Source organism: Actinomadura sp. NPDC000600, from assembly GCF_040492135.1.
Classification (GTDB): Bacteria; Actinomycetota; Actinomycetes; order Streptosporangiales; family Streptosporangiaceae; genus Spirillospora.
Map to the genome: position 1 here is coordinate 1 of NZ_JBEUPD010000040.1, position 16022 is coordinate 16022.

Annotated in this window: 15 protein-coding genes and 1 pseudogene; 14 read left to right on the plus strand and 2 right to left on the minus strand. The window is 71.9% G+C overall.

Going from position 1 to position 16022, the window contains the following annotated elements; translation table 11 throughout:
* The 4 genes and pseudogenes from infB to ABWI07_RS36995 form a co-directional block, all read left to right on the plus strand.
* On the plus strand, positions 1 to 2179 hold a 2179-nt coding region (infB, locus tag ABWI07_RS36980; RefSeq protein ID WP_353821404.1), incomplete at its 5' end, for a translation initiation factor IF-2.
* Between the two features lie 210 nt (positions 2180 to 2389).
* Complete coding sequence (locus tag ABWI07_RS36985; RefSeq protein WP_353821427.1) at positions 2390 to 2686, plus strand: DUF503 domain-containing protein; 297 nt, start codon at positions 2390 to 2392, stop codon at positions 2684 to 2686.
* An 86-nt stretch (positions 2687 to 2772) separates the two neighbouring features.
* Positions 2773 to 3222 (plus strand): annotated as a pseudogene (gene rbfA, locus ABWI07_RS36990) (30S ribosome-binding factor RbfA); the annotation flags it as partial.
* A 107-nt stretch (positions 3223 to 3329) separates the two neighbouring features.
* Complete coding sequence (locus tag ABWI07_RS36995; RefSeq protein WP_149257702.1) at positions 3330 to 4355, plus strand: DHH family phosphoesterase; 1026 nt, start codon at positions 3330 to 3332, stop codon at positions 4353 to 4355.
* A 23-nt stretch (positions 4356 to 4378) separates the two neighbouring features.
* Here the strand turns inward: ABWI07_RS36995 and ABWI07_RS37000 are convergent, their stop codons facing one another.
* Both ABWI07_RS37000 and ABWI07_RS37005 read right to left on the minus strand, forming a co-directional pair.
* The gene (locus tag ABWI07_RS37000; RefSeq protein WP_149257701.1) at positions 4379 to 5002 is read right to left on the minus strand and encodes a hypothetical protein; all 624 of its coding nucleotides are present in this window, start codon (positions 5000 to 5002) and stop codon (positions 4379 to 4381) included.
* Positions 4989 to 5921 (minus strand): hypothetical protein, encoded by a 933-nt coding sequence (locus ABWI07_RS37005; RefSeq protein ID WP_353821405.1) that lies wholly within the window; start codon positions 5919 to 5921, stop codon positions 4989 to 4991. The genes ABWI07_RS37000 and ABWI07_RS37005 overlap by 14 nt, the downstream gene beginning before the upstream one ends.
* Positions 5922 to 6115: 194 nt before the next feature.
* On the opposite strand from ABWI07_RS37005, the gene truB reads away from it, so the two are divergent.
* From truB to ABWI07_RS37055, 10 genes are all read left to right on the plus strand, one after another.
* Positions 6116 to 6985: a tRNA pseudouridine(55) synthase TruB gene (gene truB / locus ABWI07_RS37010; protein ID WP_353821406.1), complete on the plus strand. Its 870-nt coding sequence runs from the start codon at positions 6116 to 6118 to the stop codon at positions 6983 to 6985.
* Positions 6986 to 7089: 104 nt separating this feature from the next.
* Positions 7090 to 7758, plus strand: a complete 669-nt coding sequence (trhA, locus tag ABWI07_RS37015) for a PAQR family membrane homeostasis protein TrhA (RefSeq protein WP_235036593.1) — start codon at positions 7090 to 7092, stop codon at positions 7756 to 7758.
* 135 nt (positions 7759 to 7893) lie between these two features.
* Positions 7894 to 8835: a bifunctional riboflavin kinase/FAD synthetase gene (locus ABWI07_RS37020; RefSeq protein ID WP_149258059.1), complete on the plus strand. Its 942-nt coding sequence runs from the start codon at positions 7894 to 7896 to the stop codon at positions 8833 to 8835.
* A 396-nt stretch (positions 8836 to 9231) separates the two neighbouring features.
* Entirely contained in the window at positions 9232 to 9501 is a 270-nt protein-coding gene (gene rpsO, locus ABWI07_RS37025; RefSeq protein ID WP_067792110.1) for a 30S ribosomal protein S15, read from the plus strand.
* Between the two features lie 271 nt (positions 9502 to 9772).
* Positions 9773 to 12121 carry a polyribonucleotide nucleotidyltransferase gene (locus ABWI07_RS37030; protein WP_149258058.1) on the plus strand — a complete coding sequence of 783 codons (2349 nt, stop codon included), beginning with the start codon at positions 9773 to 9775 and terminating at the stop codon, positions 12119 to 12121.
* 93 nt (positions 12122 to 12214) lie between these two features.
* Positions 12215 to 13534, plus strand: a complete 1320-nt coding sequence (locus ABWI07_RS37035) for a M16 family metallopeptidase (RefSeq protein ID WP_149257698.1) — start codon at positions 12215 to 12217, stop codon at positions 13532 to 13534.
* 122 nt (positions 13535 to 13656) lie between these two features.
* Complete coding sequence (locus ABWI07_RS37040) at positions 13657 to 14280, plus strand: FMN-dependent NADH-azoreductase (protein ID WP_149257697.1); 624 nt, start codon at positions 13657 to 13659, stop codon at positions 14278 to 14280.
* A gap of 36 nt (positions 14281 to 14316) precedes the next feature.
* Complete coding sequence (gene dapB / locus ABWI07_RS37045) at positions 14317 to 15054, plus strand: 4-hydroxy-tetrahydrodipicolinate reductase (protein ID WP_149257696.1); 738 nt, start codon at positions 14317 to 14319, stop codon at positions 15052 to 15054.
* Positions 15054 to 15581 carry a transglutaminase-like domain-containing protein gene (locus ABWI07_RS37050; RefSeq protein WP_353821428.1) on the plus strand — a complete coding sequence of 176 codons (528 nt, stop codon included), beginning with the start codon at positions 15054 to 15056 and terminating at the stop codon, positions 15579 to 15581. Before dapB ends, ABWI07_RS37050 begins: the two co-directional genes overlap by 1 nt.
* Complete coding sequence (locus tag ABWI07_RS37055; RefSeq protein WP_353821407.1) at positions 15581 to 16021, plus strand: GNAT family N-acetyltransferase; 441 nt, start codon at positions 15581 to 15583, stop codon at positions 16019 to 16021. The genes ABWI07_RS37050 and ABWI07_RS37055 overlap by 1 nt, the downstream gene beginning before the upstream one ends.
* The last annotated feature ends 1 nt before the right edge of the window (position 16022 follow it).

A 16022-nucleotide genomic window follows, 5' to 3' on the forward strand; every position in this document is an offset into this window, starting at 1 on the left:
GAGCCCGATGAACATGCCGTCCTCCCGGCCCGCGGGCGCCCCAGGGCGCGGCGGTCCCGGCGGTGGCGGCGGCGGTCGCGGTCCCGGCGGCGGCGGTCGCGGCCCGGGTGGCGGCGGTCGCGGTCCCGGTGGCGGCGGCCGTCCCGGTGGCGGCGGCGGCTTCGGCGGCCCCCGCGCGGGTGCCGGCGGTCGTCCCGGCGGTGGCGGCGGCTTCGGCCCCCGTCCCGGTGGCGGAGGTCGCGGTCGCGGCGGCACGCAGGGCGCCTTCGGTCGCCCCGGCGGTCGCCCGGCGCGCGGACGCAAGTCGAAGCGGGCGCGTCGTCAAGAGTTCGAGAACATGCAGGCGCCCGCCGTCGGCGGCGTCTCGGCTCCGCGCGGCAACGGCAAGACGATCCGGCTGCCGCAGGGCGCGTCCCTGACCGACTTCGCCGAGAAGATCGGCGCCAACCCGGCGTCGCTCGTCGCGATCATGATGCACCTCGGCAAGATGGTCACCGCGACCCAGTCGGTCGACCCCGACGACCTGATGGCGCTCGGGCTCGAGTTGGACTTCGACGTCCAGGTCGTCAGCCCCGAGGACGAGGACCGCGCGCTGCTCGAGTCCTTCGACATCGAGTACGGCGAGGACGAGGGCGGCGAGGAGAACCTCCAGTCGCGTCCGCCGGTGGTCACCGTCATGGGCCACGTCGACCACGGTAAGACCAAGCTGCTGGACGCCGTCCGGCACGCCAACGTGCAGGCGGGCGAGGCCGGCGGCATCACCCAGCACATCGGCGCCTACCAGGTCGAGACCGAGGTCGACGGCGAGGAGCGCAAGATCACCTTCATCGACACCCCGGGCCACGAGGCGTTCACCGCCATGCGTGCCCGCGGTGCCGACACCACCGACCTGGTGGTGCTGGTGGTCGCGGCCGACGACGGCGTCAAGCCGCAGACCACCGAGGCGATCGACCACGCCACCGCGGCGGGGGTCCCGATCGTCGTCGCGGTCAACAAGATCGACGTCGAGGGCGCGGACCCGAACCGGGTCCGGGCGCAGCTGACCGAGTACGGGCTGGTGGCCGAGGAGTTCGGCGGCGACACGCAGTTCATCGACGTGTCCGCCAAGCAGGGCACCAACATCGACGGGCTGCTGGAGGCGATCGTCCTGACCGCCGACGCCACGCTCGACCTGAAGGCCAACCCCGACATGCCCGCCCAGGGCTCGGCCATCGAGGCCCACCTGGACAAGGGCCGGGGCGCCGTGGCGACCGTGCTGGTGCAGCGCGGCACGCTGCGGGTCGGCGACTCGATCGTCTGCGGCGTGGCCAACGGCCGCGTCCGGGCGATGCTCGACGAGAACGGCAACAGCGTCGAGGAGGCGGGCCCGTCCCGTCCGGTGATGGTGCTCGGCCTCGCGGCCGTGCCCGGCGCGGGCGACAACTTCCTGGTCGTCGAGGACGACCGGGTCGCCCGGCAGATCGCCGACAAGCGGGTCGCGCGCAAGCGCAACGCCGAACTGCTCAAGAGCCGCAAGAGCAGCTCCCTGGAAGAGCTGTTCAAGGACCTGGAGCGGGGCGAGCGGCAGGAGCTGCTGCTCATCCTCAAGGGCGACGTGTCCGGTTCCGTCGAGGCGCTGGAGGACTCCCTCCTCAAGATCGACGTGGGCGACGAGGTCAACCTGCGGATCATCCGCCGCGGCGTCGGCGCGATCACGCAGGACGACGTCAACCTGTCGCTGGCGTCCGAGGGCGCGGTCATCATCGGCTTCAACGTGCGGCCGGAGCGCAACGCGCAGGAGCTGGCCGACCGCGAGGGCGTCGACATCCGGTACTACTCGATCATCTACCAGGCGATCGAGGAGATCGAGGCGGCCCTCAAGGGCATGCTCAAGCCGGAGTTCGAAGAGGCCCAGCTCGGCACCGCCGAGGTCCGCGAGATCTTCAAGGTGCCGCGGATCGGCAACGTCGCGGGCTCGATGGTCCTCTCGGGGATCATCCAGCGCAACGCCAAGGCCCGCCTCGTCCGCGACGGCGTCGTGGTCGCCGACAACCTCACGGTGTCGTCGCTGCGCCGCTTCAAGGACGACGCGACCGAGGTCCGCGAGGGCTTCGAGTGCGGCATCGGTGTCGGATACAACGACATCAAGCTCGGTGACGTCATCGAGTGCTTCGAGATGCGGGAGAAGCCCCGCGACTGAGGCGGTCGGCAGGTCCGCGCGGCCCCGCGAGGGGCCGCGCGGGCGGTCGGCACGGCGGGCCCGTCCGGGCTCGCCGGCGACGTGATCGTTTAATCGGGTGACAGGGCGCCAGGCGGATCTTCTAGCCTGGCGTCCGTCATGTCCTGCCGGGAACACGGCGGAAGACCTCCGTCGTTCCACCTTCTGACGACCCCCGAGGTGATCGACCAGGTGTACGTGGGTGCGTTGACGCTCGACCTGCTGCTGGGAGACGTCCGCTCGCTGAAGCAGAAGCGGTCCGTCCTCCGTCCCCTCATCGCCGAGGTGCACAAGCGCTTCCCGGCGGTGGCCGTCGCCGAGACCGGTGACCACGACCTGCACCGCAGGGCGGAGATCGGGGTGGCGGTGGTGTCGGGCACGGCGGCGAACTGCACCGAGGTCCTCGACCAGTGCGAGCGGCTCGTGGCCGGACGGCCGGAGATCGAACTGCTGTCCGCCCGGCAGCGGCTGTTCAGCAGCGAGGACTGACGGCCGGGCGCGGAGGCGGGCGCCGCCTCACAATGAAGGAGCGGGGACCGACCTTCCCGCTCAGACCATAGAAAGGGAGTGCGATCATGGTGGACGCAGCTCGGGCGCGCAAGCTCGCCGACCGCATCCAGCAGATCGTCGCCGAGATGCTGGAGAGGCGGATCAAGGATCCGCGGCTCGGCTTCGTGACCGTGACGGACACCCGCATCACCAACGACCTGCGCGACGCCACCGTGTACTACACGGTGTACGGGTCGGATGGCGAGCGCGCCGAGACGGCCGCCGCGCTGGAGAGCGCCAAGGGCGTCATCCGGTCGGAGGTGGGCAGGAAGACGGGCGTCCGCCACACGCCCAGCATCACCTTCGTCATGGACTCCCTCATGGAGAACGCGGCGCACATCGACGACCTGCTGGCCCAGGCCCGCGCCAAGGACGCCGAGGTGGCACGGGCCGCGCAGGGCGCGTCTCCCGCGGGCGACGCCAACCCCTACCGCGAGCCCGGTTCGGCCGAGGACGAGGACGACCTCGACGACGACCTCGACGACGACTTCGACGAGGACGACCTCGACGAGGACGGGCCCGCCTTCGACGGGCGCGACGCCGCTGGGGACGGTGAGGACGGCCGCCCCGGACGCCCGTCGTCGTGAACGGCCCGGCCGACACCGCGGCCCCCGCCGAGCCGGGCGCACCGCCCGCCGACCTCGAATGGGACCGCGCGGTCGAACTGATCCGCGGTGCCCGTGAGATCTGCCTGGCGTGCCACGTGGCGCCCGACGGCGACGCGCTCGGCTCGATGCTGGCGCTCGGGCAGGCGCTGCGCGCGTGCGGCAAGCGCTGCGTGGCCTCGTTCGGGGAGCCGTTCGGCGTCCCGGCGATCCTGCGGTTCCTGCCGGGCCAGGAGCTGCTGGTCGAACCGTCCCGGGTGCCGCGCGCCCCGGAACTGATGATCTCGCTGGACGCGGCGGGCCGGGCGCGGCTCGGCTCGCTCGCCGGCGCCGCCGACCGGGCCGGCGCCCTGATCGTCATCGACCACCACGCGTCCAACACCGGGTTCGGCGGCGTGCGGCTGGTCGACCCGGCCGCCGCCGCGACGGCGGTGCTGGTCGAGGAGCTGATCCGCAGGCTCGGCGTGCCGCTCGACCGCGACATCGCCCAGGGCCTGTACGCGGGCCTGGCCAGCGACACCGGCTCGTTCAAGTACCCTTGCACCACCCCCGAGGTCCACGACCTGGCGGGACGGCTGCTGACCGCGGGCGTCCGGCCGGAAACGGTCAGCCGCGAGCTGTGGGACCGGGCCCCGTTCGGCTACCTGCAGGTCCTCGCGAGCGCGCTGGCGCGCGCCCGGCTCGAGCGCGACGCGGCCGGCGGCCGCGGCCTGGTCTGGACGGCGATCGCCCGTGCCGATCGGCGTGGACTGCCGTACGAGCAGCTCGAGGGGATCATCGATCAGCTGCGCCGGACCGACGAGGCAGAGGTCGCCGTCGTCTGCAAGGAGACCGATGACGGCCACTGGTACTTCTCCGTCCGGTCCAAGGGCCGTATCGATCTGAGCAGGGTGTGTGCGGCGCTCGACGGCGGCGGTCACCGCGAGATGGCGGGCTTCGTCTGGGCAGGGCCGGTCGACGAGGCGCTCGACCGGCTGCGCGCCCTGCTGCCCGCCGAACACTGACCGGTCGGGCGCCGGGTCGGCGGTCAGTCGAACCGCTGTTCCCGGCGGGCCCGGTCGGCCACGTGCCTCATCCGGCGCCGCGCCCAGCAGAGCAGCAGCGGCCAGACCACGGCGGTCGCGACCGATCCCGCCCCTGCCGTGACCGCGCTGCCGGCCTCGAAGGCCATGCGGACCGCCGCCGCGGCGGCTCCACCGTACGCCGCCGCGGTGATCAAGCCGATCTGGCGCCGGTTGACGCTGCGCGGCCGCGTCACCCAGGTCGAGGGGCCGTCGGTGTGGCGCCAGCTCACGTGGGGGGCGAGGCGAGGGTACTCGGTCACGAAATAGTGCCGGATCCGCGCGGCGTTGCGTGCGCAGGCGTCGGTGCCGATGTCGCGGACGACCAGGCCGATGTAGGCGTTGGTGCCGACGACCGCGATGAACAGTGCGGCGGCCAGCATCACCCGGAGCAGAGCGTCGGAGGCGAGCCCCTTGGCGCCGCTGAGGGCCGCGACGAGGCCGAGGGTGGCGCCCACCAGGGTCAGGAAGCCCGTCATCCGGGCGTGGCCCTCGGCCCGGAGCCGACGGAACTCCGCTTCGGCGTTGTGCAGTTCCTCCAGCAGGAAAGCGGTGGCGTGCTCCTCTTCGCGCCTCCTACGCGCACGCATCGCGGATCCGCGCGATCGCAGCGGTGGCCGGCGCCGGCGCCGGGCGGAGCCCCCGCATGGCGAACAGCTCCTCGACCGCCACGTCGTCGTTCGCGTGAACGGACCAGCTCCGCATCGGCGTCGCCCTCTCCTTGGTGCCGACCGGCCTCAGCCAGAAGCCGGGATCCGTTCTCCGGCAGAACGGATTGTAAGCGGGTATGCGCTCTTCGTATGGCGACGTCGGCGGATCTGACTGGTAGGCACCGGCCCGGACGAGGATCCGCCAGCCCGGCATCGGAGCGGCGCCAGGCCGGTGAACCGCGCGGGCCCCGAAGGAGACAGCGCGCCCGTCCCCGCAGGGAGTGCATGGACGGCCGGCCGAGATCCATGTCCTGATGTGCTCGGCCACATCCCGGCTCCGGGCCCATCCGCCGGGAAGCGGGAGGCCGCCCGGTGCCATGGCGAACTCGGTGCTCGCCTCCGAGGTGTGAGCGTCCGGCGCTCGATGTGGGGCGGGCGCCTCCGGGCTGAACAGGCTGACCAGTGCGAAGCTGCGCCGATGCGTGAGGTCAGAGGTGTCGTAGCGTTCCAGCGCACCGGTCCCCGCGATGGCGCCGGCCCGGTCGATGTGCCAGTCGGGCCGTGCACCGGGAACCTGGCCCCGGTCGAGCCACAGGGCCGCGACGGTGATCCGGATGACGAGCCCGTGGTCGGCCTGGACCGATTCGATGATCCCGTCCAGGGCGCCAAGGGTGAGGAGTGCGTCGAGAGCAGAGGCTCCTACGGGACCGGCATACCGGGCGAAGGCTTCGAGGGAGCAGAGCGTCAGCGACGGCTCGTGCGCGAGAGAGCCGACGCTCGCCGGTTCCACCCTCCCATGGATCCGGCAGGGTGCGTCCGGGGCGCTGAAGACGCCGGGCTCGGGCTGTCCTCTGCTCATGGTCGGACCTCGCCGGGGACGTACGGCTAGGAGGCACAGTGGATCGCGGCGGAGCGCGCCCCGCAAGGGAAAAGGACACAGAACAGACCCTTCGCCGCGTGGAGGCGGCGCTGTGCGGGAAACCCGCGAGGGCGACGGGACGGCTAGTATCGCCGTCCTCCGTTCGCCCGCCGTCTTCGAGGTGAAGCAAGAGCATGGATTCGGGACTCGTCATCGTGGACAAGCCCGCCGGCTGGACCTCGCACGACGTCGTGGGGAGGATGCGGAGGCTGGCGAAGACCCGGCGGGTCGGCCACGCGGGCACGCTCGACCCGATGGCGACGGGCGTGCTCGTCCTCGGGATCGGCAAGGCCACCCGCCTGCTCGGGCATCTCGCGCTGACCCGCAAGGGCTACGACGCCACGATCCGGCTGGGCGAGTCGACCAACACCGACGACGCGGAGGGCGAGACCACCGCGACCGCGTCGGCTGCGTCCGTCACCGAGGAGGCGCTGCGGGCCGGCGTCGCGGAGCTGACCGGGACGATCCAGCAGGTCCCGCCGCAGGTCAGTGCGATCAAGGTGAACGGGGAGCGGGCCTACAAGATGGCGCGCAAGGGCGAGGAGGTGGAACTCGCCGCCCGGCCGGTGACCGTGGACGAGTTCACGATCCTGGACGTCCGGCGGCACGGCGACCTCGTCGACGTGGACGCCTCGGTGTCCTGCTCGTCCGGGACCTACATCCGGGCGCTGGCCCGCGACCTCGGTTCCTCGCTCGGCTGCGGCGGCCATCTCACCGCGCTGCGCCGCACCCGCGTCGGACCCTACGACCTCTCCATGGCGCGGACGCTCGACCGGCTCGGCGAGGAACTGGAGATCCTGCCCATGGCCGAGGCCGTGGCGGCGGTGTTCCCGCGCCGGGACGTGTCCGAGGACGACGCCCGCAAGGTCGCCCACGGCGGACGGCTGGCGGCCGCCGGTCTCGGGCCGGGCCCGGTGGGCGTCTTCGCGCCGGACGGGACCCTGCTCGCGCTGGTCGAGGAGCGGGGCCCGGTGGCCAAGCCCCTCGCCGTGTTCGTCCCGTGAGGGGCCCGCGGCGGAGCCGTGGCGAGCATCACCGGGCGAATTGGATGCGCAGTCAACCTACGCACGCGTAACCTACGTAAGCGTAGGTTAGTGAGGAGGTGTCCGTGACCACGGTGAAGGACAATCCCCCGGTGGCGTCCCCCACCCGGCCGCGGCTGCGCGGCTGGCTGCACCTCGGCGCGTTCCCCGCGGTGCTCGTCGCGGGGCTCGTGCTGGTGGCGCTCGGCCCCAGCCTGGAGGCGCGGCTGGCGTCGGCGCTGTACGTGGCGACATCGGGGATGCTGTTCGGGATCTCGGGAACGTACCACCGGCAGCAGTCGCACCGGCTGATCGAGGTGCTGCGCCGCTTCGACCATGCCAACATCTACCTGATCATCGCGGGGACGTACACGCCCTTCGCGGTGCTGGCGCTGGACGGCGGCGTGCGCGTGGCCGTCCTCGCCATCGTGTGGACCGGGGCCGTCGCCGGGGTCGTCTTCCGGACGACCTGGATCGGCGCTCCCCGCGCCCTCTACGTCGCCCTCTACATCGCGCTGGGCTGGGTGGCGGTGCTCTTCCTGCCGCAGTTCCTGTCCGGGGCGGGCGTGGCCGCCTGCCTGCTGGTCGCGATCGGAGGCATCTGCTACAGCGTCGGGGGAGTGGTGTACGGGCTGCGCCGCCCCGACCCGTTCCCGGACTGGTTCGGGTTCCACGAGGTGTTCCACGCCTGCACGCTGGCGGCCTACGTGCTCCAGTACATCGCGGTGTCCCTCGTCGTCTACCAGTCCGGCTGAGAGCGTCGACCCGGCCCGTGCCGGGCCGGGTGCCGCACACCACGCACCCTGGGTGCGACCGGTACCGCCCCCGCATGGCACTCTTGAGGACGGCAAGAAGTACCGGACAGGAACGTCCTACGCAGGGAGAGCATGGTGCGGCGCTGGAATGGCCTCGACGAGGTTCCCGCAGACTGGGGCCGTTCGGTGATCACGATCGGGGTGTTCGACGGCGTGCACCGCGGCCACCAGCGGATCGTGGGGGCCGCCGCCGAGGAGGCGCGCCGCCGCGGGCTGCGCTCGGTGGTCATCACGTTCGACCCGCATCCGGACGAGGTCGTCCGGCCCGGCACGCACCCGCCGCTGCTCGCCACCACCAAGCGCCGCATCGAACTGCTGGAGGGCCTCGGCACCGACGCGGTCGTGGTCGTGCCCTTCACGCTGGAGCTGTCGAAGGTGCCGCCGGACGAGTTCGTCCAGTCGGTCCTGGTCGACCGGCTGCACGCCGCCCACGTGATCGTCGGTGAGGACTTCCGGTTCGGGCACAAGGCCAAGGGCGACGTGGCGCTGCTGCGGGAGCTCGGCGAGAAGTACGACTTCACGGCCGAGGGCATGCCGCTGGTGGCCGACGGCGACACGATCTCGTCCACCTACATCAGGGGACGGCTCGACGCGGGTGACGTCGAGGCGGCCGCGCACGCGCTCGGCCGCCCGCACCGGGTCGAGGGCGTCGTCGTGCGGGGCCACCAGCGGGGCCGCGCGCTCGGTTTCCCCACGGCGAACCTGGAGACGCTGCCGCACACCGCGATCCCGGCGGACGGCGTCTACGGCGGCTGGCTGGCCTGCGACTCCGACCGCTACCCCGGCTTCCGCTGGCCGGCCGCGATCTCCATCGGGACGAACCCGACCTTCGAGGGCGCGGGCGAGCGCACCGTCGAGGCCTACGCCCTGGACCGCGACGACCTCGACCTCTACGGCGAGCACATGGCCGTGGACTTCGCCGCCCGCATCCGCGACACGTTGAAGTTCGACTCGATCGAGGCCCTGATCGAGGAAATGCACCGAGACGTGGCCCGCGCCCGGGAAATCACGTCCTAAGCCCGTTCAAAGCGCCCCGCCAAGCTGGTAAGGAAGCCTCAACCGCCACGCGAGCGCGCGACGTGACCGGTGGTCGAAGCCGGCACCAGAGAACATCAGCCGTCACGCGAGCGCGCGACCTGACCGGTGGGACGAAGCCGAAGGCGAGCCCACCGGGAAGCTCGCGAAGCGAGGTCGCGCTCGCCTCAAGAACGGTCGAGGTGCGAGCCGCCAGGCGAGCATCTCGGGCCGGTCTTGTATCCAATACAGCATGGTACGGTGAAGAGTCGCCGGGAAGGGCCCCGGCGCGGCTGGCTGCACCCTCATGCGGCCCGCCACCCTCTTAACACGCACCATGCGGACCCGTGCGCCCTCCGGGCCAGGATCTGCGGGTGACGAATCCATCGAAGGAGCCACGTGTCGCTCGACACCGCCACCAAGAACCAGATCATCGCCGAGTACGCGACCACTGAGGGTGACACCGGATCCCCGGAGGTCCAGGTCGCGCTGCTGACGCGCCGCATCAACGATCTGACCGAGCACCTGAAGGAGCACAAGCACGACCACCACAGCCGCCGCGGTCTGCTGCTGCTGGTCGGTCGTCGTCGCCGCCTCCTGAAGTACCTCGCGAACAAGGACATCAACCGCTACCGGCAGCTGATCGAGCGACTCGGGCTGCGCCGCTAGCACGGTGAGGGAGTGGCCCGCGGGGCCACTCCCTTCCTTTATGGCCGGCGGGCCCGCCCGGCCCCGGCCGCCAATTACAGAGCAAGCCTCGCGGACACCGCTGGTGCGGGCCGGTCCTCGGTAGTGGCTTCCGGATCCGTTCCGCCGCATCGGCGGCGCTCTCGATCCGGGTGCTTCGATCGAAGACCGGCAGCGTGAACAGCCAACGGGAAACGGCCGCGAGGACCGACATGGAACCCTGAGGAGGTTTCCCGTGACAGAAGCCGTGCGCATCGACGGTGCGCAGAGCACCGAAGCCGTGATCGACAACGGCACGTTCGGCACCCGCACCATCCGCTTCGAGGCCGGCCGGCTGGCCCGGCAGGCGGCCGGCTCGGCCGTCGCCTACCTCGACGACGAGACGATGGTGCTGTCGGCGACCACCGCGTCGAAGAAGCCCAAGGAGAACCTGGACTTCTTCCCGCTGACCGTGGACGTCGAGGAGCGGATGTACGCGGCCGGGCGCATTCCCGGCTCGTTCTTCCGCCGCGAGGGCCGTCCCTCCGAGGACGCGATCCTGACCTGCCGGCTGATCGACCGGCCGCTGCGCCCGTCGTTCACCAAGGGCCTGCGCAACGAGATCCAGGTCGTCGAGACGATCATGGCGCTGCACCCCGACCACCTGTACGACGTCGTGGCGATCAACGCCGCCTCGATGTCCACGCAGCTGGCGGGCCTGCCGTTCTCCGGCCCGATCGGCGGCGTCCGCGTCGCGCTGATCGACGGCCAGTGGGTCGGCTTCCCCACCCACCCCGAGCTTGAGCGCGCGACCTTCGACATGGTCGTGGCCGGCCGCGTGCTGGCCGACGGCGACGTCGCGATCATGATGGTGGAGGCGGAGTCCACCCGCGACACCATCCGGCTCGTCGGCGAGGGCGCGACCGCCCCGACCGAGGAGACCGTCGCCGAGGGCCTCGAGGCGGCCAAGCCGTTCATCAAGGTGCTGTGCAAGGCGCAGAGCGACCTCGCGGCCGTGGCCGCGAAGGAGACCGCCGAGTACCCGATCTTCCTGGACTACCAGGACGACGTGCTCGCCGCCGTCACCGACGCCGTCAGCGGCGACCTGGCCCAGGCGCTGACCATCGCCGGCAAGCAGGAGCGCGAGGCCCGGCTCGACGAGATCAAGGCGGCCGCCGCCGAGAAGCTCGCCGAGCAGTTCGAGGGGCGCGAGAAGGAGATCTCCGCCGCCTACCGCGCCGTCACCAAGAAGCTGGTCCGCGAGCGGGTCATCCGCGACGGGCTGCGCATCGACGGCCGCGGCACGAAGGACATCCGCCAGCTGACCGCCGAGGCGCACGTCGTCCCGCGGGTGCACGGCTCGGCGCTGTTCGAGCGCGGTGAGACGCAGATCCTCGGCGTGACGACGCTGAACATGCTCCGCATGGAGCAGACGATCGACACGCTGAACCCCGAGCGCACCAAGCGCTACATGCACAACTACAACTTCCCGCCGTACTCCACCGGCGAGACGGGCCGCGTCGGCTCCCCGAAGCGCCGCGAGATCGGCCACGGCGCCCTCGCCGAGCGCGCCCTGATCCCGGTGCTGCCGTCGCGCGAGGAGTTCCCGTACGCGATCCGGCAGGTGTCGGAGGCGCTCGGCTCCAACGGCTCCACCTCGATGGGCTCGGTCTGCGCGTCCACCATGTCGCTGCTGGACGCGGGCGTCCCGCTCAAGCAGATGGTGGCGGGCATCGCGATGGGTCTGATCAACGAGGGCGGCGAGTACGTCACGCTGACCGACATCCTCGGCGCCGAGGACGCGTTCGGCGACATGGACTTCAAGGTCGCCGGCACCCGTGACCTGATCACGGCGCTGCAGCTGGACACCAAGCTCGACGGCATCCCGGCCTCGGTGCTGGCCGCCGCGCTGAAGCAGGCCAAGGGCGCCCGCCTGGCGATCCTGGACGTGATGCAGGAGGCCATCGAGGCGCCCGCCGAGATGAGCCCGAACGCGCCGCGGATCATCACGATCAAGGTCCCGGTCGACAAGATCGGCGAGGTCATCGGCCCCAAGGGCAAGATGATCAACTCGATCCAGGACGACACCGGCGCCGACATCACGATCGAGGACGACGGCACCATCTACGTCGGCGCCACCGACGGGCCGTCCGCCGAGGCCGCGCGGCAGGCGATCAACTCGATCGCCAACCCGCACATGCCGGAGGTCGGCGAGCGGTTCCTCGGCACCGTCGTCAAGACCACGACGTTCGGCGCGTTCGTGTCGCTGCTGCCCGGCAAGGACGGCCTGCTGCACGTCTCGCAGATCCGCAAGCTGCACGGCGGCGCCCGGATCGAGAACGTCGAGGACGTGATGGGCGTCGGCGAGAAGATCCAGGTCGAGGTCACCGAGATCGACCAGCGGGGCAAGCTGTCGCTGGTGCCGGTCGAGGTGGTCGAGCGCGAGAGCGCCGAGAAGGCCGAGCGGGCCGACGGCGGCGCGGGCGAGGAGCCCGCGACCGCGTCCGGCGACGGCGACGGCGACACCGGCGAGCGCCGGGAGCGCCGGGACGACGGCCGCGGCGGTCCGCGGCGCCGCCGCACCCGGCGCGGGTCCGACGACGCCGGCCAGCGCAACTCCTGATCCAGACGATGACCGGCCGGCCGGTTCCGCAGCGCGACGAGCACTGCGGGACGGCCGGCCGGCCGCTTTCCCCCGACGGAATGTGAGCGACACGTGACCCTGCCGGCGAGGGCGCAGGAGCCCGGCACCACCACCACGATCCACACCGACGAGGCCGGCGCGGTGCGCCGCACCGTCCTGCCCGGCGGGCTGCGGATCATCACCGAGACGATGCCGACGGTGCGCTCCGCCGCGTTCGGCATCTGGTCGGCGGTCGGCTCCCGCGACGAGGACCCCGCCGACGCGGGCGCCAGCCACTACCTGGAGCACGTGCTGTTCAAGGGAACGAGGCGGCGGTCGGCGCTGGAGATCTCCGCGGCGGTCGACGCGGTCGGCGGCGACCTCAACGCGTTCACCGCCAAGGAGTACACCTGCTACTACGCGCGGGTGCTGGACTCCGACCTCCCGCTCGCCGTGGACGTGGTCTCCGACATGGTCGCGGAGTCGGTGAACCGCCCCGAGGACGTCGAGGCCGAGCGCGGCGTGATCCTCGAAGAGATCCACATGCGCGACGACGACCCGGGCGACCTGATCCACGACGAGTTCTCCACGGCGCTGTACGGCGACACCCCGCTCGGGCGCCCCATCCTCGGCACCGAGGAGTCGATCAACGCGCTGTCCCGGGACCGGATCCACGGCTACTACCGGCAGCACTACGTCCCGTCCAACCTGGTGGTGTCGGTGGCGGGCAACATCGACCACGACGAGGTGGTCCGGCTGGTGTCCGCGGCGTTCGCCGAGCACCTGCACGGCGACGACGCGCCCGCGCCGCCCCGGCTGGACGGCGCGGCCGTGCCGCTGGACCCGCGCAGCGTGGTGATCGACAAGGACACCGAGCAGGCCCACATCATCCTCGGCGGCGCCGGGACGTCCCGCACCGACGAGCGCCGGTTCGCGCTCGGCGTGCTGAACGCGGCGCTCGGCGGCGGCATGTCGTCCCGCCTCTTCCAGGAGATCCGCGAGAAGCGGGGCCTCGCGTACTCCGTCTACAGCTACACGGCGCAGTACGCCGACTCCGGCGTCTTCGGCGTGTACGCGGGCTGCCAGCCCGCCAAGGCCGAGGAGGTCCTGTCGATCTGCCGTGAGGAGCTGGCCGGCGCCGCCGAGGGAGGCCTCACCGACGAGGAGCTGGAGCGCGGCAAGGGCCAGCTGCGCGGCGCCATGGTCCTCGGGCTGGAGGACACCGGCTCGCGGATGAGCCGCATCGGCAAGAGCGAGCTGGTGTACGAGTCGCTGCTGCCCGTCGACGAGGTGCTGGCGCGCATCGAGGCCGTCACGCTCGACGACGTCCGCGCCATCGCCCGCGACGTGCTCGCGGGCCCGCAGGCGCTCACCGTGATCGGCCCGGTGGGGGACCGCGAGTTCGGCGCCTGACCCGCGGGGCGGCCGCCTCGCCGGCGGCGCCGGACACCCCGACTTGTTAACCGGACCAGGGTCCGCTACTCTCCAGGGAGTAAGCGGACTCTGGTCCGTATGCTTGTCGGAGAGGATCCCTCATGTCCCGTCTGCTGCACGTTTCCGCCTCCCCGCGGTCCGCCGCCTCCGAGTCGCTGGCGATCGCCGAGGTGTTCCTGGACGCCTACCGCGAGACCCACGGCGACGTCGTCGACCACCTCGACCTGTGGGAGGCCGGCCTTCCCGCGTTCGGCCCCGCCGGAGCCGGCGCGAAGATGTCCGTCTTCGCGGGGGAGGAGCTGTCCGGGGAGCAGGCCGCCGCATGGCAGGCCGCCCGGGAGGTCTTCGAGCGTTACGACTCCTACGACCGCTACCTGTTCAGCGTCCCGATGTGGAACTCCAGCGTCCCCTACATCCTGAAGCAGTTCATCGACGTGGTCTCGCAGCCCGGCTGGGTGTTCCGGTTCGACCCGGAGAAGGGCTACTCGGGCCTTCTCCAGGGCAAGAAGGCCGCCGTCGTCTACACGAGCGCCGTCTACGGCGAGGGCCGCCCGCCCGCGTTCGGCAGCGACCACCAGGCCCCGTTCTTCGAGGGCTGGCTGCGCTGGACGGGCGTCACCGACATCAGCACGGTCGCGTTCCGCCCGAACCTCGCCACGGCCGATGCCGAGACCGGGCGCCGCGCCGCGCACGCCGAGGCGAGGGAGCTGGGCAAGCGCTTCTGACGATAGGGTCGGGGCGAGGCCAACCAGGAGGAACACGTGACAAAGGTCGGGGTGCTGGGCGCGCAGGGGCGGATGGGCGCCGAGGTGTGCCGTGCCGTCGACGACGCCGACGACATGGAGCTCGTCGCCGCCGTCGACCAGGGCGACAAGCTCGACGCGCTGACCGCCGCCGAGGTCGTCGTCGACTTCACCCATCCCGACGTCGTCATGGACAACCTCCAGTGGTGCGTCGAGCGCGGCCTGCACGCGGTCGTCGGCACCACCGGGTTCGACCCGTCCCGCCTCGACACGGTCCGCTCCTGGCTGACCGACGACTCGTCCGGAAACGTGATCATCGCCCCGAACTTCGGGATCGGCGCGGTGCTCATGATGCACTTCGCGCAGAAGGCGGCCCCGTTCTTCGAGTCCGTCGAGATCGTCGAGACGCACCACCCGAACAAGGCGGACGCCCCGTCCGGCACCGCCTACCGAACCGCCGAGCTGGTGGCCGCCGCGCGCGCCGAGGCGGGCGTCGCCCCGCCCCCGGACGCCACCACCTCCGAGATCGACGGCGCCCGCGGCGCCGACGTGGACGGCGTGCGCGTGCACGCCGTCCGCATGTCCGGCGCCGTCGCCCACCAGGAGGTGGTCCTCGGCGGCCACGGTGAGCTGTTCACCATCCGGCACGACGCGATGAACCGCGAGTCGTTCATGCCCGGGGTGCTGCTGGCCGTCCGCAAGGTCCCCGAGCTCGACCGCCTCACGCTCGGCATCGAGGCGCTCCTCGGCCTGTGATGGACTTCGACGCCGAGCCCTGGGACTACCTCGCCGCGTCCGAGGCGGTCGACATCGAGCATCCGCTCGTCCAGTCGATCGCCTCGGAGCTGCGCACCGGCGACGACATCGCCTACGCGCACGCGGCGTTCGACCACGTCCGCGACCGGATCTCGCACCCCATGGACACCGGCGACACCCGTGTCCCCTGGAGGGCCTCCGACGTCCTCGAACAGGGCACCGGCCTCTGCTTCGCCCAGTCCCACGCCTACGTCGCCCTCCTGCGCGCGGGCGGCATCCAGGCGGGCCTGTGCTACCAGCAGCGCCCCGGCTTCGTCCACGGCCTGGTCGCCGCCCTCATCGACGACCGCTGGGTCCGCCTCGACCCCCGCGACCCGGCCGTGCGGTTCTCCGCGTCCGCCGACGCCCTGGCCTACCCGGACGACCCGATCCACCCGACGGTGCACGCGGCCCCGCATCCCACGGTCCTGAACGCCCTGAAGGGCATGACGGCCCTGGACGCCGCGGCCCTTCCCGCCAGCCTGTGATGCGTGTCCGCCCGGCGGCCCCCGCCGACTACGACCGCATCATCGCCGTCGTGGACGGCTGGTGGGGCCGGGAGGTCCACGGCATCCTGCCCCGCCTCTTCCTCGACCACTTCCATCGCACCAGCCTCGTCGCCGAGGCCGGTGACGACCTCGCGGGCTTCCTCGTCGGTTTCCTCTCCCCGTCCCTCCCCGACACCGCCTACATCCACTTCGTCGGCGTGAACCCGGCCTTCCGCGGCGCGGGCCTGGCCCGCCGGCTGTACGAAGACTTCTTCGCGCTCGCCCGCGCGGACGGCCGCACGACCGTCCGCGCCCTGACCTCGCCCCAGAACACCGGCTCCATCGCCTTCCACAAGGCGATGGGCTTCACCGCCGGCCACGCCCCCGCCCACGACGGCCCGGAGACGCCCAGAGTCCTCTTCCGGCGCTCCCTCACCTGAG

Bases quoted from the DNA above. Each gene is read 5' to 3' on its own strand.
- ABWI07_RS37000 (WP_149257701.1), bottom strand. From the start codon at position 5,002: ATGCGTGCGCGTAGGAGGCGCGAAGAGGAGCACGCCACCGCTTTCCTG.
- ABWI07_RS37005 (WP_353821405.1), bottom strand. From the start codon at position 5,921: ATGAGCAGAGGACAGCCCGAGCCCGGCGTCTTCAGCGCCCCGGACGCA.
- truB (WP_353821406.1), top strand. From the start codon at position 6,116: ATGGATTCGGGACTCGTCATCGTGGACAAGCCCGCCGGCTGGACCTCG.
- ABWI07_RS37040 (WP_149257697.1), top strand. From the start codon at position 13,657: ATGTCCCGTCTGCTGCACGTTTCCGCCTCCCCGCGGTCCGCCGCCTCC.
- ABWI07_RS37050 (WP_353821428.1), top strand. From the start codon at position 15,054: ATGGACTTCGACGCCGAGCCCTGGGACTACCTCGCCGCGTCCGAGGCG.
- ABWI07_RS37055 (WP_353821407.1), top strand. From the start codon at position 15,581: ATGCGTGTCCGCCCGGCGGCCCCCGCCGACTACGACCGCATCATCGCC.